This is a genomic window from Comamonas sp. B21-038, from assembly GCF_022387135.1.
GTDB classification, from domain to species: domain Bacteria; phylum Pseudomonadota; class Gammaproteobacteria; order Burkholderiales; family Burkholderiaceae_C; genus Comamonas; species Comamonas sediminis.
Genome location: NZ_CP092462.1, coordinates 2088443 through 2112566, shown reverse-complemented (window position 1 = coordinate 2112566; position 24124 = coordinate 2088443). Strand labels below are relative to the sequence as shown.

Below are 24124 nucleotides of genomic sequence, written 5' to 3'. Positions count from 1 at the left end.
TGCAAATCGATTCTTGAAGGGTATTCCCTAGGTCTGAACCAAGGACAGCCTGGGATCTGCAGGCTCTCCACCGGTGAATGGCGCCAGTTGGTCTCAAGTACGCGCCCATGTTCAGCCAACCATCAGCTATACCGGTTGCCTGCTTGAGCATCTCTAAATATCAACTGCCAAGGCGGCGGGGTAGGGTGTGGGCCCATTGATATGGAGGGCGTGGGAACTCTCCACGTAGCTTGACTGCGCCCCTATCGCCTCGCTATGCAGCGAGGCGAACCAGGACAGAGGGCTTGGTGCCTACCCAGCCCAGGCCTGCCCAACGAGGGGCCTCACTCCGCTGAGAAAGCGCCTTCCTTGCCCGCGAGAGGCGCTACGATAAGCTCAGCTCACCAGCAAGCTTCCCGCATCGAGCGATGGCGGACGTAAGAGATCATCGTTGACGCCCATCGCCAGGCTGGCGCGCTCAATGGCTTGCCAAAGCTGCGGGGGCATTTGCAGAATTTCTTCCGGGGTGGTGGACTGGTCGATCCATGCGCTGATCTCACCATGTTGGTCATGGGTGAGCAGATCCAGACTCAGCATTTCGTCGATGGTTTTCATAGCAGTCAAGCGGTGGGCATGACAACGTGACCAGGGTCAGCTGCCAGCGGCAATCAAAGGGAAATCTCGGCGAAGTGGGAGCGGGGGCTTAAGTCGGCTGAGAACGCCAAGGAGAGGGGGCTGCCTGCGGCGGGTCTCCATGTGCTTGCAGGCCTGGGCAGCGATGGCGTTGCGCGTTGTGGGCCATGGGATCCTCCTGGTGTTATGCCCCACTGTAACCGGTTCCTGGGGGCGCTCAGGCAAATTGGCCGCCACGCAACATGGTCCGTGGAGATGGTCTTACAGAAGGTGCTGGGCCAGCCGTGGACGGGGAATGACCGATGGCGCAGCAACACGGGCAGTCCGGCATTTCGCCGGACAATAGCGGCTGTAGAAAACAAGGAACTGTTGTGAGCCCTTCCCCTGAACATGCGGACCTGATTGCCAGCTACCAAAAGCTGGTGGCCGAGGTCAACAAGAAAACTGATCTGGTGCGTGTTGCATCGCTCAAAGGCCCTCAGGCCATGCGTGCCGCGATGGCCACTGCTGAGAAAGCCGAGCGCCGGCGCGATGTCATGGCATCGAAGCTGGCCGCCCTGGGCGTAGTGCTGGGTGATTGAGCGCTACCAGCAATCGCGGCTAAGTATCAGCCTGCCCAGCCGATGAGGCTGAGCGGCGACGAGGGCATGCCGCATGCCTTGCCCGAGAGCCGGAGGCGCGCGACCCAACCCCCAGCGCTCAGACCGGCGCGCAGAACGCCCGGTTGGGATAGAGAATATCGGTCAGCACATGCTGGCCACGGGTCTGCAGCAGGTAGGTGCCTGGACCACCATCGGCAATGGCCTGCTCCAGCAGTTGCAGGAATTGCTGGCGATGGTGGACATCATCGGGCAGCCAGGCAGAGGCAGCAGCGGCGTTGTCTGCGCCGGTGCCCTTGGAATTGATCAACCTAATTTCTTTCATGTTGAACAATTCTCCATCCCTGATTGATATTGTGCAAGTGGTTTTTGCTTGAGTTAGCAATGGTTAAAGAACCAATGAATGAGCACATTCTGATGGTGCGTAGGTCGAGCATTCAATAAGCCTTTAGACATCAAACGCTTTACGGTGGTCTTCGATGGGCATGCCTATCGGCCCCACCAGCTCCCGAGCGTGATCCATGGCTAGATGTAACAGAGGCGGGCGAGGTGCATGGACGGGCGCGCGCGTCTTGGCTACAGATCAGGGTTTCCACAGCCCTGGTTTTGTGCGTGGCGGGATCTTTTTCGCGCACAATGCTGCCTCTCGCGGCGAAGCTGCCCGGGTTCTGAAATTTGCGGTGGCCGCTGGGCTCAGTGCGAGACAAGGGAGCCGGGACGGCACCGATGCCGAGGAGGCGCTTGGGGCATTTCAGATTGATGCTACTAAATGCATCAAAATGTATAGGGTCTGAGCGCCTTGCGCGGTGGCTTTAAAGGTGTTTTGCACATTATTGGTGCATGAATGCCCGTTAATGCCCTGATTAGGTGCAAAAATCACTTTTTGCTAGCACATAAGTGACATATTTGGCAATCCTAGGCATCCCTGTTGCGAGAGTTTATTAGACCTATATGCTGTCTCCGCATCGCACTTGATAGTTGCTCTATTGTCAATGTCTGCGATCCATAGCTTGATTAAAAAGGATTCCGATATGAAGGTACCGTTTCGCCTCAACTCGATGGTGGTTGCATTTGGTCTGGCCGGCAGCATGCTCGCTGGCGCAGCCCAGGCTCAAAATATCAAGATCGGCGTGGTCATTCCTGCGACGGGTCCGCTGACCCAGTACGGTGACATGGTCAAGGAGGGTGTGGATACGGCGCTCGAGCAGATCAATGCTGCCGGCGGCATCAATGGCAACAAGCTTGAAGCAGTGATCGTTGATGATGCCTGCGAACCCAAGCAGGGCCCTGTGGCCGCCAACCGCGTCGTCAATGCGAAGATCCATTACGTGGTGGGACCTGTATGCTCGGGCGCAGCCATCGCTGCAGCACCGATCTACAACAATGAAGGTGTGGTCGTCGTGACCCCTTCGGCCACCTCGCCTGCGCTGACCGAAGGCAAGAACTTCACGTCGGTCTTCCGCACCATTGGCCGCGACGACCAGCAAGGCCCGTTTGCTGCCAAGTTCATTGCCCAGACCGTCAAGCCCAAGAAGGTTGCGGTGCTGCATGACAAGCAATCCTACGGCCAGGGCATTGCCACGGCCGTGCGCGATACGCTCAAGGCTGACGGCATCAATGTTGCGCTGTTTGAAGGTATCAACGCCGGTGACAGCGACTACTCGGCCGTGATCACCAAGCTCAAGAGCGCCGGTGTGGACTTTGTCTACTACGGCGGCTACCACCCAGAAATGGGGCTGCTGCTGCGCCAATCGGCAGAGCAGGGCCTGAAGGTCCGCATCATGGGCCCTGAAGGCGTGGGCAATCCCGAAATCAATGCGATCGCCGGCCCCGCCGTTGAAGGCATGCTGGTGACCCTGCCCGCCGACTTTGCTGGCAACCCGAAGAACGCGGCCATCGTCAAGGCCTTCAAGGACAAGAAGCGCGATCCTTCCGGTTCGTTCCAGATGGGCTCGTACACCGCCGTGCAGGTCATCGCTGACTCGATCAAGGCCGTGGGCAACGATGGCACCAAGGTGGCCAAGCACCTGCATACCGCTACGTTCGACACCCCGCTGGGCAAGCTCGCCTGGGATGCCAAGGGCGACCTGAAGTCCTACGACTTCCAGGTCTTCAACTGGCACAAGGATGGCAGCAAGTCGCCAGCGTCTAAGTAAGTGTTTGACAAAAGCATGGCTCTAAAACATAGAGCCATGCTTTTTTATTTTGGCGGCCACAAGCGCCAAAGGAATTGGGTTGGTACGGTATGAACGATTTTTTGCCCCAATTCATACAGCAGTTGTTCAATGGTCTGTCCCTGGGCGCGATCTACGCGCTCGTGGCCATTGGCTACACGATGGTGTATGGAATTATCGGAATGATTAATTTCGCCCACGGCGAGATTTATATGATTGCGGCCTATATCGGCCTCGTGACCTTGTCGGCCATCGGCACGCAAAGCGGGTTGCCGGTGTTTGTGGTGATCGGTGCGATGCTGCTCGTTGCAGTGGTGCTCACCGGTGTTTACGGCTATGTGGTGGAACAGGTGGCGTACAAGCCCTTGCGCAGCAGCCCGCGCCTGGTGGCGCTGATCTCGGCCATCGGCATGTCCATCTTCTTGCAGAACTGGGTAGCCCTGGGGCAGGGCGCACGCGATATGGCCGTGCCCTCGCTGCTGCCCGGTGCATTCAACTTTCACATGGGTGATTTCGAGGTCTTTGTGCCTTACACCCGCATCTTGATCATTGTGGTGGCGGTGGTGCTGATGGCCGCGCTGACCTTCTACATCCGCCACTCGCGCATGGGCCGCGCATCGCGCGCCTGCTCGCAAGACATGCAAATGGCCAACCTGTTGGGCATCGACACCAACAAGGTCGTGTCATTCACCTTCATCCTGGGGGCGGTGCTGGCGGCTGTAGGCGGTGTGCTGATTGCGCTGGCGATCGGCAAGCTCAACCCCTACATCGGCTTTGTCGCCGGTATCAAGGCCTTCACCGCTGCGGTGCTTGGCGGTATCGGCAGCATTCCGGGGGCGATGCTGGGCGGCGTGCTGCTGGGTGTGGCCGAGACCATGGCCGCAGCCTATATCTCTTCGGAATACAAGGACATCGTTGCTTTTGGTCTGCTGGTGCTGATTTTGCTGTTCCGCCCCACCGGTCTGCTGGGCAAGCCTGAGGTGGAGAAGGTCTGATGATGAAAGCGAACTTCAAGAACGCCATCATCTCGGCCGTGCTGGCCGCTTTGGTGGTGGTTCCCATCTTCGGCCTGCACTTGGAGCGCAAGGGCGGCCAGAACTACATTGAGCCGCACTGGAATCTGGTGATCTGGGGCTTTGTGATTGTGCTGGTGCTGCAGCTGATCAAGCCGCTGCTGGGCAAGCATATGGCCCGGGTGCAGGCGCCGCGCCTGCCCGAGGTCAGCGCCCGCATGCGGATGACCCTGCTGTGGCTGGTGATTGTCGCGGCCATTGCCTGGCCGTTTTTCAGTGGCCGCAATGCGGTGGACATTGCCACCTTGGCGCTGATCTACGTGATGCTCGGCCTGGGCCTGAACATCGTGGTGGGCTTTGCCGGTCTGCTTGACCTGGGCTTTGTCGGCTTCTACGCGGTGGGTGCCTACACCTATGCCTTGCTGTTCCACTGGGCCGGCTGGTCGTTCTGGGAAGCGTTGCCGCTGTCCGGCGCCGCCGCCGCGTTGTTCGGCTTCTTGCTGGGCTTTCCGGTGCTCCGTCTGCGTGGCGATTACCTGGCAATCGTGACCTTGGGCTTTGGCGAAATCATTCGCCTGCTGCTGGTCAACCTGGTGGATGTCACCGGCGGGCCGGACGGTATCTCGGGCATTCCCAAACCGACGTTGTTCGGCTTTGAGCTGACGCGTACCGCCTCGCAAGAGGGTGCGCAGACCTTGCAGCAACTGATGGGTATCGAGTTCAACACCATGCACATGGTGATCTTCCTCTACCTGCTGGCGCTGTGCCTGGCGCTGGTCACCTTGTGGATCAGCAACCGCTTGATTCGCATGCCGATCGGCCGCGCCTGGGAAGCACTGCGTGAGGACGAAGTGGCTTGCCGTTCGCTGGGCATGAACCCCACCAAGATCAAGCTCTCCGCTTTTACCTTGGGTGCCATGTTTGCAGGCTTTGGCGGTGCATTTTTTGCAGCGCGGCAAGGCATTGTCAGCCCCGAGTCGTTCAGTTTCATCGAGTCGGCCCTGATCTTGGCCATCGTGGTGCTGGGCGGCATGGGCTCGCAGATTGGCGTGGTCGTGGCTGCGATCCTGATCACGGTGCTGCCGGAGCTCGCACGTGAGTTCTCGGAATACCGCATGCTGATTTTCGGCCTGGTGATGATCTTGATGATGGTCTGGCGTCCGCAGGGCTTGTTCCCGATGAAGCGCTACCACGAAGAGTTGAAGCAATGACCGTAAACACGGAAAACGCAAACAGGGAGAAGTGTTTATGAGTCAAAGCATCTTGAAGGTGGAAGGCCTGTGCATGCGCTTTGGTGGCTTGCTCGCAGTCGACCAGGTCGCACTCGATGTCAAGCCGCAGGAGGTGTTCGCCATCATCGGCCCCAATGGTGCGGGAAAGACCACGGTGTTCAACTGCATCAGCGGCTTCTACAAGCCGACGGCCGGTACGGTCTCGCTGGGCGGGCAATCGATTGCCGGCCTGGCCAGCCATGAGGTCGCCAACCATGGCGTGGTGCGTACGTTCCAGAACGTGCGCCTGTTCAAAGGCATGACGGTGCTGGAAAACCTGCTGGTTGCGCAGCACCAGCAGATCAAGCGCAACCTGCTGTCGGGTCTGTTCAAGACCAAGGCCTACCGCGAAGCGGAAGAGAACGCCAAGCAGCAAGCTGCGCACTGGCTGGATGTGATGGGCCTGCGTGCCTTCACCAACCGCGAAGCGGGCAACCTGGCCTATGGCCACCAGCGCCGGCTGGAGATCGCGCGTTGCATGATCACCAAGCCCAAGCTGCTGATGCTCGATGAGCCGGCCGCCGGCCTCAACCCGCAGGAGAAAGTGGAGCTCCAGCACCTCATCGACCGCTTGCGCAAGGAGTACGGTGTGACCGTGTTGCTGATCGAGCACGACATGAGCCTGGTGATGGGGGTGTCCGAGCGCATCCTGGTGATGGAGTATGGCAAGCCGATCGCACTGGGGGTGCCGGAGGTCATTCGCAATGACGAACGCGTGATCAAGGCGTACCTGGGAGAGTCCTGATGCAGCCGATGTTGGAAATCAAGAATATCAGCACGCATTACGGTGCGATCTGTGCAGTCAATGATGTGAGTCTGCATGTCAATGAGGGAGAGATCGTCTCGCTGATCGGCAGCAATGGCGCGGGCAAGACCACGTTGTTGATGAGCGTCTGCGGCAATCCCTGCGCGACCACCGGCTCGATCAGGTTCGAGGGCGAAGAGCTGGTGGGGCAGTCGTCTCACCTGATCATGCGCAAGGGCATTGCGATATCGCCCGAAGGCCGCCGTGTGTTCAAGGATCTGACGGTCATGGAGAACCTGCAGATGGGCGCGTTCTTCTTGAACAAGCAGGAGATCGCCCACGGCATCGACTATGTCTATGGTCTGTTTCCCCGCCTCAAGGAGCGTGCCGACCAGCGTGCCGGCACGATGTCCGGGGGGGAGCAGCAGATGCTGGCCATTGGCCGGGCGCTGATGAGCAAGCCGCGCCTGCTGCTGCTCGATGAGCCCACGTTGGGCCTGGCGCCGCTGATCATTGCGCAGATCTTCGAGATCATCAAGGCCGTGCGCGAGCAGGGCGTGACTGTGTTCCTGGTGGAGCAAAATGCCAACCAGGCGCTGCAGATCGCCGACCGTGGCTATGTGCTGGAGACCGGCAAGGTCACCTTGGAAGACACCGGGGTCAACCTGCTGCGCAACCAGGACATCCGCAAGGCGTACCTGGGCGGCTGATGGGTGCGGCGGCAGAGGCTGCCGCTGCACAAAGCAAAACCGCTCCTGGCTGCATGGCCAGGGGCGGTTTTTTTAAGGGGCCGAACGCTGCCTTAGCGCTGGTAGTAGGCCTGGATGATGCGGCAGGCCTCATGTACATCGTCGGTGATGTGGAACAGCTTGACGTTCTCGGGTGAGATGGTGCCGTATTCGATCATCACGTCGAAGTTGAGCATGCGCGACCAGAAGTCCACGCCAAACAGCACAATCGGCACACCCTTGGCCTTGTGGGTCTGCACCAGGGTCAGCACTTCGAACAGTTCATCCATCGTGCCAAAGCCGCCTGGGAACACCACCAGGGCGCGTGCACGCATCATCAGGTGCATCTTGCGCAGCGCAAAGTAGTGGAACTTGAAGCACAGCGCCGGCGTGATGTAGCGGTTGCCCGACTGCTCGTGGGGCAACGTGATGTTCATGCCGACATTGGGTGCATGCTCTTCGGAGGCGCCCCGGTTGGCGGCTTCCATGATGCCGGGGCCGCCGCCGGTGCAGATGTAGAGGCGGTCCTCGAGCTTCTGGGTTTCGCTGAACTTGGCGACCAGGCGTGCAAAACGGCGCGCCGCATCGTAGTAGCGGCTGGTCGCCATGGCGCGCTGCGCCACAGCTATCGCCTGCGCATCGCCCTGGGCCTGGGCAGCGGCCAGCAGTACCTCCGCCTCTTCGGGGGCTACGAAACGCGCACTGCCAAACACCACCACGGTGTTGTTGATGCCCTGGGCGGTGAGCTCCAGGTCGGGTTTGAGCATCTCCAGCTGAAAGCGGATCGAGCGGGTTTCGCGGCGGCTCAGAAACTCCGGATCGGCAAAGGCCAGGCGGTATGAATCGCGTTTGGCGGCTTGCTCGGGCGGCATGTCGGCGCCGAACAGGTTCCAGTCATGCGCCATGACTTGTTCGTCGAGTTGGGTGTTGGCGTCCATGGTCTTCTCCAGCTTTCACAATGCCGGCGCCGGGGCAGGCACCAGCGGTCACAAAAAACACGAGCAGCACAAGCGGGGCCTGTGCTGCTACTGAATATAGAGCGTTTTGGGCATGCGCTTGGGGCAATGCGTTGAAAAAAGTCGTTCAGCGCCCACCCCAGAGGGCTTGGCCGGTGGCCAGCCCCAGGGCCGTCAACGCCAGCGAACCGAGCAGATGCAGGCTGCACTGCAGCAGCGCCAGACCATAGCGCTGCGCCTGCAGCATGGACACCGTCTCGGCGGAGAAGCTGGAAAAAGTCGTGAGTGCACCCAGAAATCCGGTGATCAGCACCAGGCGCCAGACCGGGTCGATGCCGGGGGAGTTCTGGAACAGGGCCACCAGCAAACCAATGGCGTAGCCGCCGACCAGGTTGGCCGCCAGGGTGCCCCACGGCAGCAGGGCATGGGGCTGGTTGAGCCAGCGGCCCAACTGCCAGCGTGCCAGCGCGCCCAGGCAGGCGCCAATCGATATGCCAAGAACGTTCCACATGCCCGCGAGCTTAGCAGGGCCCCGCTGTGTTGGGGAGAAATCCAGCGCAGAAAGGCTCCGCTTGATGCGTCAGCGCGCCTGCACGATGTCCTGCCAGGCGGCATAGGCGGCCAGCACGGCTGCGCGTTGTGCGGTATGCGCGAACACCAGCGCATCGCCCACCACGGTCTGGTCCGGGAACTCGGTGATCAGGCTTACCGGCGTGAGGCCGTTGTCATCCACTTGCATCGAGCAAGGGGTACCGTGCCGCAACTCAAACGGCTGGCGGCCGGAATGGCTTTGGTACAGCGCCAACTGGCGGCGGTTGTATTCCGGCAAACCTTCCACCTTCAGCAGCGCCTGCGCCACCCGTTCGGCCAGGGCCTCGGCTTGCGCCTGCCAGTCTTTCCGGTAGCGCAGAATCAGGAAAAAGCCCTTGGGAATGGTCCAGAGGTCAAAGCCCTGGGGCACGTAGCCCGACAGGGGGCGGGTCCATTCGTGTGCGGGGTAGCCATGCAGGCTCAGGTGCAACTGCGCACCACTGGCGGCAATTGCATCACGCCGCAGTGCGCTCTCGTACCAGGGGGCGTGGTCGCGGTAGGCCAGGTCGTCGCCCAGCGCGGTGTAGCGCGCTGCATGGTGCATCTGCTGCGGTGCGTAGTCGCAGTACCACTGGTGCAGGTCATAGCCGTCCGGGTTTTCAATGGGGATGTAGGCGAAGTGGCTGTCGGCCTGCTGCGCCAGCGCCAGCGCCCCGCGCAGAGCGCCGGTGACGCCAGAGATCTCGTTGGCATGCTGGCCGCCGCTCAGCACCACCGCGTGTTCGCTGCCTTTTTTATAGGTGGCGGCAATAGGGCGGCCTTGTACGCTTTGGCCCTGGCAGGCGCTGCCATAGGCGGCGAACAGCGGCTGGACCAGCGCATCCATCTGGGCCAGGCTGGGGGCACGCTGCAGCTGCGCCGCATGGAAAGCAGCGTCTTCGATGCTGTTGGGGCGGAAGAACGCTGGCGGCAGGCCCTCAGGCGCGGTGGGCAACGGCTCTGACAGCGCCAGTGCGTGTATTTGCAAGCCGACGGAGGTCTGTTCAAGCGGATGGGATTGTGCGGCGATCCGGATGTCGGGCACGATCTGGCCCGGTTGCAGCCGGCGGTCGCCTGCTGCACGCCCGGACAGCTTCTGGAAGTGCTCGAGCAGCGAGAAATACAGGTCCTCATGCATGGCTTCCGGTGTACTCATGGTCTCACCAGTGCCGGCAATCTCCTGCTCAAAACCGGTCAACTGCATCGCAATGTGCAGGCGGCCGAAAAAGGGCTCGGTCTGCGGCCAGGCATGGTGCTCGATCGCATGCAGGGCCTGGGCGTAAGCAGCTTCGTAGTCGGTTTGCAAGGCGGCATCGTGCACGGTGCGCCCCTGCGCATCCTGCGCCTGCTGCCAGCCGCAGGGGGTGATGCCGCTGCTGCCGTGTGCGGTGTGGAAAGACCGGTTGGGTGCGAATACCTGCAGGTTCTTCGTGTGCCCGTCGTGGTAGCGTAGCGCCAGCGTGTAGCTGTCGGTGTGCTGACCGGCCTGCATCTGCAGGTCCACCCCCGGCGGCAGCATGGCGGCCAGGGGGTAGGCTTCCAGCATGAAACGATTGGGCGCGGCATCCGCATGGAGCGGGTAGTGCAGATGCAGGCTTTGCAGCCCGGTGGTATCGAGGTCTTCCAATACCGCATGCACCAAGGGCTTGTAGGCGCTGCGGATGCGGGCGTGGATGCCCTGCTTGCTCAGCATCTCCTCGGCCGCACGGCGCGCTTCAACGCCTTCGAAACACCACAGCTGCCAGGACCACTCGGGCTGGGGATGGGCCAGGCGCTCTGCCACCCACTGGGTGAGCGTACGGTCTAGGGTGCTGGAGAGGAGGAGCGTCATGGTGTGGCCTGCGGTGTAGATGCTTGTGATCCACCAGCATAGAACAAGCACGCTGTTCTTGCTGCACGCCGGCGCTTATTCCCGCTGACACTCCATCCCACATGGTTTTATTTAGCCGGCTATCGCCATCTGGCCCTCAGGCGTCGTTGCCTTCCGGGTTGGCAGACACGATGCGGCTCAGGCTGGGTGGCACGTCCTTGCCCATGCGCCGATCGCGGAACAGTGCCGCACGCATCAGGAAGATATTGGTGATCGGCACCGCGACCGACAGCAGCACGGCAATCAGCAAGGTGTGGAAACTGGGCTTGTGCGACTGCAGGCTGAAAAAGAAGACCGAGCTCCAGACAATGAGCCAGCAGCCGGCGCACGCGATGATGGAAGGTGTATGCACGCGCTCGTAGTAGCTGGGCAGTCGAAACAGGCTCAGTGCCCCGATCAGCGTGATCAAGGTGCCGCCAAGCACCAACACCGACACGAGGATCTGTACCCAGATGGGCAGGTCGACTTCGGTCATTCGATCACCTCCCCGCGCAGCAGGAATTTGGCCATCGCTGTCGAGCTGACAAAACCGAACAACGCGATGAGCAGCGCGGCCTCAAAGTAATTGACGGACGCATAGTGGATGCCCAGCACCAGCATCGCGAGCATCCCGATCAGATACATGCAGTCCAGCGCCAGAACGCGGTCTTGGGCCTGTGGGCCCTTGAGCAGGCGGATCATCGCGAACAGCATGGCCAGCAGCAAGATGAAAAGGGCTGCCGGCATGGTCCAGGCAAGAATGATGTTCATTCGAAAATCTCCATGAGGGGCCGTTCATAGAAGGCCTTGATGTGGTCGATAACGCCTTGCGGGTCGTCTGCCTCCAGCACATGCAGCAGCAGGATGGAGCGGTCGCGCGATATCTCGGCCCACGCGGTACCGGGGGTGATACAGACGATCATTGCCAGCACGGCCAGGCCGTTGGGGTCGCGCAGCTGCAAAGGCACATGAACAAACCCTGCCGGCTTTTTTCGGCTGCCCGGCATCAGCAGCAGTCGCAGCACGGCCACATTGGATTGCAGCGAATCCGCAGCCACACGAAAGCCCAGCCGGATGATGGTCCAGGGTTTTTTGATGCTGACCGAGCGTGGGCGCAGCCCCTGGGTGAGCATTGGAATCAGCCAGCCCAGCAGCACACCGAGAATGATCTGCCCGGGGCTGAGGCTGCGGTTGAGCAGCAGCCACACCAGGCACAGCAGCACGGACAGCAGGGGCGCAGGGAAAAGGCGCTTCATGGCTCGGTACCTCCTGCAGGAGCTTGCGGCGCAAGCCCAAACCCCGTCTCAGGGAGCACGGTCGGGATCTCGGGAGCGACCACGGGCTTGGCCGTGGGGGAGGGCTTGGGATGGGTCTCCAGCACGGCGCGGATGTAATTGCCGGGCGCGTGGAGGTTGTCGGCAGCCCGCTGGGTAAAGCGCATCACGCTGGCACCATGGGTCACCATGAGGATGCAGCAACCGAGCAAGATCGCTAGCGGCAGGCCCTCGATGACCTTCAGCTCAGGGGTATTGCGGCTGATGCTGGACCAGAACTCCCGAATCCCGATCCGCACCAGGGCGGTCAACGCCATCAGCCCCGTGGCGATCAGCAAGCCCATGAAAAGCCAGCCCAACCAGCCGATCTGCGTACCTGCCGAAGAGCCCAGTCCCAGGGGATTGAGCAGCGCCGAGAGCATGGCGAACTTGCCGATGAAGCCGGACAGCGGCGGCAGGCCCGATATCACCAAGGTGCAGAGCATGAACGACAGCCCCAGAAATGCCATCGCTGCCGGAATGGCCCGGCCGATCAGCACTTCCTCGTCTTCGTCGAGGTTGAAACCATCGCGCGGCAGCAGTTCGGCGGTCAGGAACGGCGCCTCCTCATCCTCGAAGCGTACGCTGGCACCGTCGGTCGTGCGCCATCGCTCGATCAGGTCGGTGATCAGGAACAGCGCCGCCACCGCAAGCGTCGAGCTCGGCATGTAGTACAGCAAGGCGCTCGTCATCAGGTTCTGGCCAAAGCCGGCGGCAGCCAGCAACGTGCCTGCGGACAGGATGGCGGCATAGCCCGCCACATAGCCCAGGCGCTGCGTGCCAAGCATGGAAATGGCCGCATACAGCATCGTGGCCAGGCCACCCAGGATCAGCCAGGCGCTGCCAAAATGGGCCGATGGCCCGGCCTCGCTGCTGAACATCAAGGTCCACAGCCGCACAATCGTGTAGATGCCCACCTTGGTCATCAGCGCAAAAATGGCGCCGACCGGGGCCGTGGCCGAGCCATAGGCGGGCACCAGCCAGAAGTTCAGCGGCCAGACCGCTGCCTTGATCAGGAAGGCGGTGGCCAGAATGCCGGCGGCGGTATGCAGCAAGCCCCGGTCCGCGCTGCTGACGCTCGGAATGATGCGCGCCAGGTCGGCCATGTTCAAGGTGCCGGTGATGCCATAGAGCATCGACACGCCAATCAGAAACAGTGACGACGCTGCCAGGTTGATGGCGATGTAGTGCAGGCCATGCTGAACCCGGGACTTGCCTGAGCCATGCAGCAGCAGGCCATAGGAGGCAGCGAGCATGATCTCGAAGAACACGAACAGGTTGAACAGGTCGCCCGTGAGAAAGGCACCGGCCAGGCCCATCATCTGGAACTGGAACAGCGGGTGAAAATGCACGCCTACCCGGTGCCAGCGCGCGCCCGAATACACCACTGCACACAGCGCAACCACGCTGGTGGTCAGCAGCATCAGCGCCGAGAGCCGGTCGAGCACCAGCACAATGCCAAACGGCGCGGCCCAGTTGCCCGACAGGTAGACATTCATCGAGGTGGCCATGCCATCCTGGTTGCTCCATTTGACCAGCGCCATCGCAATGACCAGGCCGATCAGGCAGGAGCTGATGTTCATCAGCAGTTTGGTGCGTTGGTACTTCTCGCCCAGGGTCAGCATCAAGGCTGCGGTCAGCATGGGCAGCAAAATCGGTGCCAGCAGCAGGTGCGGCATCAGGCGCTCAGTCAGCGTCATCAGCGACATCAAGGCGCCTCCTGCACGTCATTGGACAGGGACCCGTCCACGTGGTCGGTGCCCGTCATGCCGCGCGAGGCGAGCAGCACCACCAGAAAGAGCGCGGTCATCGCAAAACCGATGACGATCGCCGTCAGCACCAGCGCTTGTGGCATGGGGTCGGCATAGTGCATCAGATCAGTCGGTACACCCGGCTGCAGTATCGGTTCGCGGTCGATTGCCAGGCCTACGCGGCCCATGCTGAAGATAAACAGATTGACCGCATACGACAGCAACAGCAGACCCATGATGATCTGGAACGTCCGTGGGCGCAGCAACAGCCAGACGCCGGAGCCGGTCAATACGCCAATGGCAATGGCCAGTACGATTTCCATTTGGTATTGTCCTTAGGATTGAGATGCCGAGTCGCTGCGCTCGCCTTGCTGGCGTTCGTGGTAGCGGAAGCCCCGGACGGATTGGTGGGCAATGCTGGTGAGCATCAGCATCGTGGAGCCCACGACCAGCGAGAACACGCCGATATCGAAGAACAGTGCGCTGGCGATATGGATCTCGCCTACGACCGGCAGGGTCAGGTGTGCGGTGTGGCTGGTCAGGAACGGATAGCCGAAGTACCAGCTGCCCACACCGGTGCCCAGTGCAAACAGCAGACCGGCGGCAATCCAGCGGCGCGGGTAGATGGGCAAATGCGATTCGACCCAGTGCGTACCGGAGATGATGTACTGCAGCAGCAGACCGATGGCCAAGGTCAGGCCGGCGACAAATCCCCCGCCGGGCTCATTGTGGCCACGCATGAACAGGTACATTGCAACAATGGCGGCAAACGGCAGCAAGAGGCGCACCAGCACAGCGGGCACCATCAGGTAGCCCACAGCGGTATCGGTGGCGCTGCGCGGGTTGAGCAGGTCGGTCTGTAAGTCAGCTGGCAAAAAGCGCTGCTGCTCGGGCACGTCCATCGCCTCGGGTGCCGGGCGGAAGCGCCGCAGCAGCGCATACACGGTCAGCGCAACAATGCCGAGCACGACGATTTCGCCAAAGGTATCAAACCCACGGAAATCGACGAGCATCACGTTGACAACGTTGGTGCCACCGCCTTCCGTTTGCGCACGCTCCAGGAAGAAGGTCGAGGTGCTTTCGGGGAAGGGCCGGCTCATCATCGCAAACGACAGCCAGGCCATGCCGCCACCGGCCAGCAACGTGATCAACAAGTCACGCCAGCGGCGCAGCGTGACCAGTGCGCCTTGCTGGGAGACTTTCTTGAGCTTCTTGTCGCGCTTGGGCAGCCAGCGCAGACCCAGCAGCAGCAGCACCGTGGTGACTACTTCAACCACCAGCTGGGTCAGCGCGAGATCAGGCGCGGAGAACCACAGGAAGGTCAGGCAGGTTGCCAGCCCGGCGCCGCCCAAGGTGACCAGCGCCGCCAGGCGGTGGTACTTGACGAGGAAGGCTGCTGCCAGCGAGCAGCTGATGCCGATCAGCCACAGAATGCCAAAGGCGGGGGACAGCGGTTGCAGGCCGCGGTTGCCCAGCTCCAGGCCATGGATCAGCAGCGGAAGCGTAGCCGTCAGCAATGCCGCCAGCACCAGCCACAGCGCCTGCCATTGCCAGCGGCGCGTGCCCAGCCAGCGGCGCAGATGGCGCGCACCGTTGGTGATGATCGCCATCACCGCCTGGAACACCCATTGGCCATTGATGCGCCCGACCAGCGGTGCATCATCGAGGTATTGCTTGGCGCGCAGCAGACGCAGCAGCAGATAGAGCAGAATGCCAGCGAGCATGGCGATGATGCTCATCACCAGCGGCGCATTGATGCCATGCCACAGCGCCAGGCTGAACTCCGGCAAGCTGCCGCCCACCACCGGCGAGGCGGCCGCATCGAGGTACTGGCCGACCGCCCAGGCCGGAAAGATTCCCACCAGCAGACAGATCAGCACCAGCAGCTCGACGGGCACCCGCATCCAGTGCGGTGGCTCATGCGGCTCATGCGGCAGATCGGTGGCAGGCGGGCCAAAAAACACATCGACGGTGAAGCGCAGCGAATAGGCGACGCTGAAAATACCGGCCAGGGTAGCTGCCACCGGCAACGCCGTGGTCAGAAACGGTGTGGTGTTGATGTACACCGTTTCGGCAAAAAACATTTCCTTGGACAAAAAGCCGTTGAGCAGCGGCACACCGGCCATGGCCGCACTGGCCACCATCGCCAGGGTGCCGGTGATCGGCATCATTTTCTGCAAGCCGGAGAGCCGGCGGATATCACGCGTGCCCGATTCGTGGTCGACAATGCCGGCCGCCATGAACAGCGAGGCCTTGAAGGTCGCATGGTTCATGATGTGGAACACGGCAGCGACGGCAGCCAAGGGGCTGTTGAGGCCGAGCAGCAAGGTGATCAGGCCCAGGTGCGACAAGGTCGAATAGGCCAGCAGCGCCTTCATATCGTGCTGGAACATGGCGATGTAGCCGCCCAACAGCAAGGTGATGGCGCCGGCACCCCGACGAGCCAGAACCATTCCTCGGTACCGCTCAGCGCTGGCCAGAGGCGCGCGAGCAAGAAGACGCCTGCCTTGACCATGGTGGCCGAATGCAGGTAGGCCGACACGGGGGTGGGTGCTGCCATGGCGCGCGGCAGCCAGAAATGGAAGGGAAACTGTGCACTCTTGGTCAGTGCTCCCAGCAACACCAGCACCAGCGTAACGCGGTAGAGCTCGTGGTTGCGGATCTGGTCGCCCGCCGCCAGCACATTGTCCAGTTCATAGCTGCCGACGATATGGCCCAGCAGCAATACGCCCCCAGCAGGCACAGGCCGCCGGTGCCGGTCACCGTCAGCGCCATGCGTGCGCCCATGCGTGCATCCTTGCGGTGGTGCCAGTAGCCGATCAGCAGGAAGGAGAAGAGGCTGGTCAGTTCCCAGAAAAACACCAGCTGGATCAGGTTGCCCGAGAGCACTACCCCCATCATCGATCCCATGAACGCCAGGAAAAACGAGAAGAAGCGTGGCACCGGATCGGCTTGCGACATGTAGTAGCGGGCGTACAGCACCACCAGGCTGCCAATGCCCAGCACCAGAATGGAGAACATCCAGGCAAAGCCGTCCATGCGGAAGTGCAGATCCAGGCCCAACTGGCCCAACCAGGCCACGTTGTGGTGCACCACGCCATTGTTCTGCGTTTCCGGGAAAAGCATGGCGACTTGAACCACACAGAACACGGCTATGGCCCCTGCCAAGGTGGACTCGGTGTTACGCGCGTTGGCAGGCAGCAGCGCCGCGATGGCGCTGCCGATGAAGGGGAGGAGGATCAGGTAGGAAAGTGCCATTTCTTTGTAAATTCTACAAGCTGGCTCGATCCCAGCTGCTACTAAAACCCGAGCAAGTTCAGGATATTGGTCATGGCTTATCGATAGTCAATACCCTATGTTAGTGACTGCAAATGCGCGAGCAAAGGCGGTTTCTGGATGGATGTTTTGGACATGGGCCGATGCATGCTTTGCATGAATAGGCAGGCCTTTGGCCATAGGCCAACACGGCGGCCGGGCTGCAGCACCTGGGATGGGTATCAGGTGGAAAATGGTGCGTCGCGGCGAGCCACCCGGCGACGTGCACGTGCGACGCGCCGCTGAGGCGCGCTCCATGGTGGGCTGGGCTTGGGTGCATGGGGTCCGGTGCCGAGGCATGTCTGGGCTCCTGCGCCCCAGGGCAGGGCGTCAGCGCATCCTAGCAGAAGCGACCGGGATGTCCTATTGCTCTTCCACCCGGCGGGGTGGGTAGCTGTCCCAGGATTGGCAGCCGGGGCACTGCCAGAAATGCTGGCGCGCTTCAAAACCGCAGGCGGCGCAGCGGTAGCGTGTCAGCGGCTTGGCGGCATTGTCCAATGCGCGCTGGATAGCCGGGTGGTGTTCCTCATGACTGAGGGTTTCCTGGGTCAGCCAGCGACCCGCAGCCACCAGCGAAGGCTCATGGCGCAGATGCTCGATGTACCAGTCACGCCCGGCAGGCGCCGCCGCGTCCGGCACCATCGCATGCTCGTCCATCTGAACGAGGCTCTCCATCACATCCAGCGACGGCGCGTTCTGGTAGTTCGCCTCCAGCAGCGCACGCACCTGCGGCTTGCGCTCATCGGTCTTGACCAGCTCCAGCATCAGCGGGGCGACCAGCGGCACCGAGGAGGGCGACACCGATGCCAGTTCGATCAACGAACTCAGCGCCAGCGAAGGATGTCCACTCTTGTGCTGCAGATGGGCCAACTCAATGCGGGGGCGCGGTGCATGCGGGGCTTCGGACTGGGCTTGCTGCAGCAGGCTCAGTGCAGCGTCGCGCTGGCCCTGGGCCTGCTGGCCCAATGCTTGCTCGCACAGGTAATGGGCAATGCGCACACTGTAGTCGCCCTGGTTGTGGCTGTGCATCAGGCGTGCAATCTGCACCGCCTGGGGCCAGTCGTGGGCACGCTCGTAGATGGCCAGGCGCGACAGGCGTGCCTCGTTCTCATAGGGCGTGCCGTCCAGTCGGGACAGCGCATCCTCGGCGCGGTCCAGCAGGCCCGCCTTGAGAAAATCGAGTGCCAGCGCGTGCTGGGCACGTTCGCGCTCGGGCTTGCTGATATCGGCGCGTGAGAGCAGATGCTCATGCACCCGCACCGCGCGGCTGTACTCGCCCCGGCGGCGGAACAGATTGCCCAGCGCAAAGTGCAGCTCGGCGGTATCGGGGTCGTTCTGTACGGCCTCGATAAATGCATCGATGGCCTTGTCCTGCTGCTCGTTCAGCAGGAAGTTCAGCCCCTTGAAGTAGGCCTTGGGGGCGCTGCGGTTCTCGCGGCGGATCTGGCGCAGGTCAAAACGCGAAGCCAGCCAGCCCAGCACAAACGCAGCGGGAAAGCCCAGCAGGATCCAGGAGATGTCAAATTCCATGAGGGGGCAGCGGGGTGGATTCGTCCGCAGGGGCGTTGATGGAGAGGGCGGGCTCAGCCGCGGCCGTTTGCGCTGCCGCTGCACGCTGCGCGGCTTTGCGGTGCTTCCACCAGCGCGGCACCATGCCGATGATGCCGACAATCACACCCGCGCTGAATGCGAGCAGCACGACCAGAACGAGGGGGGCCTGCCACTGGGTGCCGAAGAACAGGTGCACCACCACATCCCGCTGGTTATTGAGCGCAAATGCAAACAGGGTGAAGAAGATGACAGCTTTGAGCAGCCACAGCAGGTATTTCATGGCAGTGACAGGAATGGCTTGGGCGCCATTCTACGTGCATTCCCGCGCCTGGCCTGGAAAAGCAAATGCCAGCACGAGGCTGGCATTGGTCAAAAGAAGGTGACGAGCCTGACCCCGGCACTGGATCCACAGTTAGGGCTGCTTGGTTCCCCACCTGACCCGGTTGGCCGCTTCCCCATGCGAGGAGGCCCGTCAGGAACCGATTGTACCTAAAGAATGCATGTGTTCCGGCCAGGCGGGCCAAAAAGTCCCTGATCGTCCGGGTGGCAGGGTGCGGCGCCTAAAAGTATTGCATGCAGCGCGGAGCCAGCGCCGTGCATGGCTGCGACTGACCGTAGAATGCGGTGCTATGTCTTATCTTGTTCTCGCTCGCAAATACCGTCCACGGAATTTCTCTGAAATGGTAGGCCAGGAGCATGTGGTGCAAGCGCTGTCCAATGCGCTGGTACAGCAGCGCTTGCACCACGCCTATCTGTTCACGGGAACCCGTGGTGTGGGCAAGACGACGGTCTCGCGCATTCTGGCCAAGTCGCTCAACTGCACCGGGGTGGACGGCCATGGCGGCATCACGGCTGCACCATGCGGCGTGTGCCCGGCCTGTACCGAGATCGACAGCGGGCGCTTTCCCGATTACACCGAGCTCGACGCCGCGTCCAACCGGGGCGTCGACGAAGTACAGGGCCTGCTGGAGCAGGCGGTGTACAAGCCGGTGCAGGGCCGCTTCAAGGTCTTCATGATCGACGAAGTGCACATGCTCACCAACACCGCCTTCAACGCCATGTTGAAGACCTTGGAAGAGCCGCCCGAATATCTGAAGTTTGTGCTGGCAACGACCGACCCGCAGAAGGTGCCGGTCACGGTGCTGTCGCGCTGCCTGCAGTTCAACCTGCGCCCCATGGCGCCAGAGACCATCCAGGAACACCTGGGACGCGTGCTGGTGCAGGAGCAGATTTCCTCCGAGCCACCGGCGCTGCGCCTGCTGTCGCGCTCGGCCCGTGGCTCGATGCGCGATGCGCTGTCGCTGACCGACCAGGCGATCGCCTTTGGTGGTGGCCAGCTGCAAGAGGCCAGCGTGCGCCAGATGCTGGGCGCCGTCGATTCCAGCCACGTGTTCCGCCTGATCGATGCGTTGGCACGTGGTGACGGTGCCGAGGTCGTCGACACCGTCAACCAGCTGCGCCACCAGGGCTTGTCGGCTGCGTCTACGTTGGAAGACATGGCCGTGCAGCTGCAGCGCATGGCCGTGTTGCAGGCGGTGCCCGACAAGGCGCAAGCCGCTGCCAGCGAAGACGACGGGGAGCAGCAGGAACTGCTGCGCTTGGCCCAGCAAATGCCGGCGGACGAGACCCAGCTGCTCTACAGCATTGCACTGCATGGCCGGGGCGAGCTGGGACTGGCGCCTGATGAATATGCCGCGTTGACGATGGCGCTGCTGCGGCTGCTGGCCTTCAAGCCTGCGGGCTCGGCTGAAAAAAAAACTCTGAATAGCGCGGTTGCCGCACCCAAAACGGCGGCGGCCCAGGCTGCCGTTGCGTCTGTCGCTCCGCCTGTAGCGGCGCAAGTACCGCCATCGCCATCGCCATCGCCATCGCCAGCCGCAGCTTCTCAACCACCGCAGTTGGCCAGTGCGTTGGCTGCGCCCATAGCTGCACCTGCGCCTGCGCCTCTCGCTGTAGCCCAGCCGGTTGCCGCGCCTGCTGCGCCGGTAACTACTGCCGCACCCGCCCCGGCCGTGGTGGCCAACTCGATGGCCCAGCCCGCTTCCGGCGCGGCCGCAGGAGCCGGTCACATTGCCGCGCCTATCGTGGAGGCTGTCAAGCTGCCAGTGCGCAGCGCAGAGGATTTGATTCCGGCCCGTGCCGCTGCGCCGGCGCCTGCGGCGATCGACCCGCCGACACCGGCCCAGACAGAGAAAGAACTGGTGGAGGAGGAGCAACCGCAAGCCCATGACGACGATAGCTTGCCGGACGCGGGCAGCGATGCCGATGACGAGACCGCTGCGCCTTATTTCGACGAAGTGCCGATCGACGCCTACGCCGATGATGAGCCCCCGGCATTGCCGGGCCGCTCCGATGCCGTAGTGGCAGTGCAGACGACGGTGGTGGTGGCTGAAGAGCGCGCAAGTCTGATCGCCTTGCCGGTGCAAACGCCGCAGGCCAGCGAGCTGGACCGGCCCGCTGCCAGCTTTGGCGAAAACCTGGGACGGGTTCCGCCTGAGTTCGAGGACACCGAAGAGGGCCGTTTCTGGAACGACACCGTCACCGGGCTGGTGCAGGCCGAGGCCATCACCGCTGTGGCACGCCAGTTGGCGCTGCGCTCCCAGCTGATCCAGCGCGAGGCCGAGGTGTGGTCGCTGCGCGTGGACCTGGAATCGCTGGCGCAGCCTGGCACGATCGAGCGTCTGCGCACGGCCTTGGTGGCCGCTGGTCTGGTGGGCAAGATCCAGGTGTCCGTTGGCCCCGTGACGGACTGCCCCGCACGCCGCAAGGCCCATGCGGTGCAGGCGCGCCAGCGTGCGGCCGAAGCGACGGTGCGCAACGATCCCTATGTCCAGTCTTTGATACAGCAATTTGGCGCGAAAATAGTGCCCGGTAGCATTCAGCCTCTATGATGCGGCGTTCGCGGGCCGATGGGAGCTCCCACCTGCCGCAGGTTTTTATACAAAAGGATTTTCCATGTTCAACAAAGGACAACTCGCCGGTTTGATGAAGCAAGCCCAGGCCATGCAGGACAACCTCAAGAAGGCCCAGGATGACCTGGCTAACATCGAGGTCGAAGGTGAGTCCGGTGCCGGCCTCGTCAAGGTGCTGATGACCTGCAAGCACGACGTCAAGCGCGTGACCATTGACCCCAGCCTGCTGGCCGAAGACAAGGACATGCTCGAAGACCTGGTGGCTGCCGCTTTCAACGCTGCCGTGCGCAAGGCAGAAGAGACCAGCAACGAGAAGATGGGCAAGATCACCGCTGGCATGCCAGGCCTGCCCGGCGGCATGAAGTTCCCGTTCTAAGCGCTTCGTTTTGCCACAAGCTCTGAGCGTTCTCCAGCCCTTGACAGCTGCGCGCCGTCACGGGCTTGGCTGCCCCATGCACTGCCCGGAAGGACTGGTCCATGTCTGATACGGGCACCTTGGATGCACTGGTGCAGGCGCTGCGCCGCCTGCCAGGGGTGGGGGTGAAGTCGGCATCACGCATGGCTTTTCACCTGCTGCAAAACGACCGGGAGGGGGCCGAGCTGCTCTCGCGTGCACTGCACGAGGCCAGCAGCCGTGTGCAGCACTGCGAACGCTGCCACACGTTTACCGAAAACCGCATTTGCGACACCTGTCTGGATGAAGGGCGGGATGCCGCACGCCTGTGCGTGGTGGAGACACCGGCGGACCAGGCTGCACTGGAGCGCACCGGCGCCTACAAAGGCTATTACTACGTGCTGATGGGGCGCCTGTCGCCGCTCGATGGCGTGGGCCCGCGCGATATTGGGGTGCTGCAGCTGTTGCAGCGGGCCACGGATGGCGTGGTGCAGGAGGTGATTCTGGCCACCAATTTCACCGCTGAAGGCGAGGCCACTGCCCATGTGATCGGGGACGCCTTGCAGCGCAAAGGCATTGGTTTCACGCGCCTGGCACGGGGCGTGCCCATTGGCAGCGAGTTGGAGTATGTGGATCTGGGCACGATTGCCCATGCGTTAGCCGACCGCCGCTGAAACCGAACGGCGCACGCGGTAGGCAATACGCTTGCGGCGGAGCGCAGCGTTGCCGTCGCTGGCGCCGCGGCTTCCCGCAGGCTGGGAAAAGCGGTTTTCCTGCGCCTGACCCTTAGGCTAAATGCCGCTTTGGCGTCCTGCGCGCCGTTTTCCACCCATTACAATTCAATGCTGATCTCGGTGGTTATTTATGCATTTCATGCATGAATCCAGCCTGGTGCGGTCTGTGGTTTGGCTTTGCTCGCCTTGCTGCGCCGCATGCCCGGTTTCCTGGTGGTAGCCGTTCAAAGATCGTTTTCCGTTACGTTATTGCATCTAGCCGTGTTGCTGCCGGCTGTGCCTCGTGTTTTTTAGGATTTTTGCGTGCAATCTACTGCTGTATCCAAGCGAAATATTCTGGCCGCTGTCATTGGCAACGCGCTTGAATGGTATGACTTTCTGGTCTTTGCCTTCATGACGCCGATCGTGGCGAAGCTGTTCTTCCCCTCCAATCCCAATGATCCCAGTGATGACCTCAACCGCATCCTGATGACCACGGCCGTGTTTGGCGTAGGCTTCTTTATGCGCCCCGTCGGCGGCATCCTGCTGGGACTGTATGGCGACCGCAAGGGCCGCAAGGCCGCGATGGTGATGGTCACCGGCATCATGGCGGTGGCCATTGCGCTGATCACGTTTGCGCCCACCTACCAGGGTGTGGGTATCTGGGCGCCGATCTTCATAGTGCTGGCGCGTCTGCTGCAGGGCTTTGCCGCTGGCGGTGAGTTCGGTACCTCCACCGCACTGCTGATCGAGCTGGCACCCAAGGGCAAGCGCGGCTTTTACGGCTCCTGGCAGATGACAGGCCAGATGGCGGCTCTGCTGATTGGTGCGGCGGTGGGTACGCTGATTACCGACTTTTTCACGCAGGAGCAGCTGATGTCCTGGGCCTGGCGCATTCCGTTTGCTGTAGGTCTGTTGATCGTGCCAGTCGCCATCTACATTCGCCGCCATGTCGAAGAGCCTGAGACTTTTGTGAAGATGCAGGCCGCGCAAAAGGCGGGTACCGTCAAACAAGTTGGTGTACTGGAGATGCTGCGCACCCATGCGCGTGAAACCCTGGTGGGCATGGGCCTGGTGGTAACGGCCACCGTGTCGATCTACATCACCTTCACCTACCTGGTGACCTACTCCACCGTGACCTTGAAGCTGCCGCTGCACGACACCTTCATGGTCCAGATGGCGGGTGCCGCCATGATGGTGGTGCTGATGCCTTTCATGGGCGCCTGGTCGGACCGCGTGGGCCGTCGTCCTTTGATGATCGGCTCGCTGCTCGGTTACCTGGTGGTGCTGTACCCGCTCTACGCTTGGCTGACCGATGGCCCGACCATTGCGAAGCTGATGACGGTGCAGGTCGTGGTCTGCCTGTTTGTGTCGGTGTTTTTCGGCGTCTTCAGCACGGTGATGGCAGAGCTGTTCCCCGCCCATGTGCGTTCGGTCGGCATGTCAATGGCCTACAACATCGCTGTGATGGTGTTTGGTGGTTTTGCGCAGTTCATCGTGACCTGGTTGATCAAGACGACGGGCTCGACGATGTCGCCTGCCTTCTACGTGATGTTCGGCGTCACACTGGGCCTGATTGCCTCCTTCTTCATCCGCGAGCGTGCGCACGACGACGACCTGGATGCCTCGATCGGTTAAGCCTGCTGCATACAGCACCT

Annotated in this window: 22 protein-coding genes, 1 other RNA gene and 1 pseudogene; 10 read left to right on the top strand and 14 right to left on the bottom strand. The window is 61.9% G+C overall.

What is annotated here, in order from left to right:
- Nucleotides 1–375 precede the first annotated feature (375 nt).
- On the bottom strand, nucleotides 376–594 hold the full coding sequence (locus tag MJ205_RS09600) for a hypothetical protein (RefSeq protein WP_239812238.1): 219 nt from the start codon (nucleotides 592–594) through the stop codon (nucleotides 376–378).
- Between the two features lie 389 nt (nucleotides 595–983).
- On the opposite strand from MJ205_RS09600, the gene MJ205_RS09595 reads away from it, so the two are divergent.
- Nucleotides 984–1193 (top strand): hypothetical protein, encoded by a 210-nt coding sequence (locus MJ205_RS09595; RefSeq protein WP_239812237.1) that lies wholly within the window; start codon nucleotides 984–986, stop codon nucleotides 1191–1193.
- Between the two features lie 118 nt (nucleotides 1194–1311).
- On the opposite strand, the gene MJ205_RS09590 is transcribed toward MJ205_RS09595, so the two are convergent.
- Entirely contained in the window at nucleotides 1312–1536 is a 225-nt protein-coding gene (locus MJ205_RS09590) for a hypothetical protein (RefSeq protein ID WP_239812236.1), read from the bottom strand.
- A gap of 706 nt (nucleotides 1537–2242) precedes the next feature.
- On the opposite strand from MJ205_RS09590, the gene MJ205_RS09585 reads away from it, so the two are divergent.
- The 5 genes from MJ205_RS09585 (at nucleotide 2243) to MJ205_RS09565 (ending at nucleotide 7124) form a co-directional block, all read left to right on the top strand.
- Nucleotides 2243–3367 (top strand): branched-chain amino acid ABC transporter substrate-binding protein, encoded by a 1125-nt coding sequence (locus tag MJ205_RS09585; RefSeq protein WP_239812235.1) that lies wholly within the window; start codon nucleotides 2243–2245, stop codon nucleotides 3365–3367.
- A gap of 89 nt (nucleotides 3368–3456) precedes the next feature.
- Complete coding sequence (gene livH / locus MJ205_RS09580; RefSeq protein ID WP_116927424.1) at nucleotides 3457–4380, top strand: high-affinity branched-chain amino acid ABC transporter permease LivH; 924 nt, start codon at nucleotides 3457–3459, stop codon at nucleotides 4378–4380.
- Nucleotides 4377–5609 (top strand): high-affinity branched-chain amino acid ABC transporter permease LivM, encoded by a 1233-nt coding sequence (locus MJ205_RS09575; protein ID WP_446715080.1) that lies wholly within the window; start codon nucleotides 4377–4379, stop codon nucleotides 5607–5609. Before livH ends, MJ205_RS09575 begins: the two co-directional genes overlap by 4 nt.
- Before the next feature lie 37 nt (nucleotides 5610–5646).
- Nucleotides 5647–6414: a high-affinity branched-chain amino acid ABC transporter ATP-binding protein LivG gene (gene livG, locus MJ205_RS09570; RefSeq protein ID WP_239812234.1), complete on the top strand. Its 768-nt coding sequence runs from the start codon at nucleotides 5647–5649 to the stop codon at nucleotides 6412–6414.
- An 8-nt stretch (nucleotides 6415–6422) separates the two neighbouring features.
- The gene (locus tag MJ205_RS09565) at nucleotides 6423–7124 is read left to right on the top strand and encodes an ABC transporter ATP-binding protein (protein WP_239812705.1); all 702 of its coding nucleotides are present in this window, start codon (nucleotides 6423–6425) and stop codon (nucleotides 7122–7124) included.
- Nucleotides 7125–7216: 92 nt separating this feature from the next.
- On the opposite strand, the gene MJ205_RS09560 is transcribed toward MJ205_RS09565, so the two are convergent.
- The 12 genes and pseudogenes from MJ205_RS09560 to ffs all read right to left on the bottom strand — a co-directional run bounded on the left by MJ205_RS09560 (nucleotide 7217) and on the right by ffs (nucleotide 18921).
- On the bottom strand, nucleotides 7217–8080 hold the full coding sequence (locus tag MJ205_RS09560; protein WP_239812233.1) for an LOG family protein: 864 nt from the start codon (nucleotides 8078–8080) through the stop codon (nucleotides 7217–7219).
- Nucleotides 8081–8225: 145 nt separating this feature from the next.
- The gene (crcB, locus tag MJ205_RS09555; protein ID WP_230778069.1) at nucleotides 8226–8609 is read right to left on the bottom strand and encodes a fluoride efflux transporter CrcB; all 384 of its coding nucleotides are present in this window, start codon (nucleotides 8607–8609) and stop codon (nucleotides 8226–8228) included.
- A gap of 69 nt (nucleotides 8610–8678) precedes the next feature.
- A complete protein-coding gene (locus MJ205_RS09550) occupies nucleotides 8679–10499 on the bottom strand; it encodes a peptidase M14 (protein ID WP_239812232.1) in 1821 nt (606 codons plus the stop codon).
- 136 nt (nucleotides 10500–10635) lie between these two features.
- Nucleotides 10636–11013: a monovalent cation/H(+) antiporter subunit G gene (locus MJ205_RS09545; RefSeq protein WP_239812231.1), complete on the bottom strand. Its 378-nt coding sequence runs from the start codon at nucleotides 11011–11013 to the stop codon at nucleotides 10636–10638.
- Nucleotides 11010–11288, bottom strand: a complete 279-nt coding sequence (locus MJ205_RS09540) for a K+/H+ antiporter subunit F (protein WP_182322531.1) — start codon at nucleotides 11286–11288, stop codon at nucleotides 11010–11012. Before MJ205_RS09540 ends, MJ205_RS09545 begins: the two co-directional genes overlap by 4 nt.
- Nucleotides 11285–11773: a Na+/H+ antiporter subunit E gene (locus MJ205_RS09535; protein ID WP_239812230.1), complete on the bottom strand. Its 489-nt coding sequence runs from the start codon at nucleotides 11771–11773 to the stop codon at nucleotides 11285–11287. Before MJ205_RS09535 ends, MJ205_RS09540 begins: the two co-directional genes overlap by 4 nt.
- Entirely contained in the window at nucleotides 11770–13539 is a 1770-nt protein-coding gene (locus MJ205_RS09530) for a monovalent cation/H+ antiporter subunit D (RefSeq protein WP_239812229.1), read from the bottom strand. The genes MJ205_RS09535 and MJ205_RS09530 overlap by 4 nt, the downstream gene beginning before the upstream one ends.
- Nucleotides 13539–13904, bottom strand: a complete 366-nt coding sequence (locus MJ205_RS09525) for a Na+/H+ antiporter subunit C (RefSeq protein WP_021028259.1) — start codon at nucleotides 13902–13904, stop codon at nucleotides 13539–13541. Before MJ205_RS09525 ends, MJ205_RS09530 begins: the two co-directional genes overlap by 1 nt.
- 12 nt (nucleotides 13905–13916) lie before the next feature.
- Nucleotides 13917–16839: pseudogene (locus MJ205_RS09520) on the bottom strand (monovalent cation/H+ antiporter subunit A).
- A 420-nt stretch (nucleotides 16840–17259) separates the two neighbouring features.
- On the bottom strand, nucleotides 17260–18426 hold the full coding sequence (lapB, locus tag MJ205_RS09515) for a lipopolysaccharide assembly protein LapB (protein WP_239812228.1): 1167 nt from the start codon (nucleotides 18424–18426) through the stop codon (nucleotides 17260–17262).
- Nucleotides 18416–18727, bottom strand: a complete 312-nt coding sequence (locus MJ205_RS09510; protein ID WP_239812227.1) for a LapA family protein — start codon at nucleotides 18725–18727, stop codon at nucleotides 18416–18418. The genes lapB and MJ205_RS09510 overlap by 11 nt, the downstream gene beginning before the upstream one ends.
- 98 nt (nucleotides 18728–18825) lie before the next feature.
- An RNA gene (gene ffs / locus MJ205_RS09505) (signal recognition particle sRNA small type) lies at nucleotides 18826–18921 on the bottom strand.
- A 155-nt stretch (nucleotides 18922–19076) separates the two neighbouring features.
- On the opposite strand from ffs, the gene dnaX reads away from it, so the two are divergent.
- The 4 genes from dnaX (at nucleotide 19077) to MJ205_RS09485 (ending at nucleotide 24104) form a co-directional block, all read left to right on the top strand.
- Nucleotides 19077–21338 (top strand): DNA polymerase III subunit gamma/tau, encoded by a 2262-nt coding sequence (dnaX, locus tag MJ205_RS09500; RefSeq protein WP_239812226.1) that lies wholly within the window; start codon nucleotides 19077–19079, stop codon nucleotides 21336–21338.
- 64 nt (nucleotides 21339–21402) lie between these two features.
- A complete protein-coding gene (locus tag MJ205_RS09495; RefSeq protein WP_239812225.1) occupies nucleotides 21403–21735 on the top strand; it encodes a YbaB/EbfC family nucleoid-associated protein in 333 nt (110 codons plus the stop codon).
- Nucleotides 21736–21836: 101 nt separating this feature from the next.
- A complete protein-coding gene (gene recR / locus MJ205_RS09490) occupies nucleotides 21837–22427 on the top strand; it encodes a recombination mediator RecR (protein WP_239812224.1) in 591 nt (196 codons plus the stop codon).
- 363 nt (nucleotides 22428–22790) lie between these two features.
- A complete protein-coding gene (locus tag MJ205_RS09485) occupies nucleotides 22791–24104 on the top strand; it encodes an MFS transporter (RefSeq protein ID WP_239812223.1) in 1314 nt (437 codons plus the stop codon).
- Nucleotides 24105–24124 lie beyond the last annotated feature (20 nt).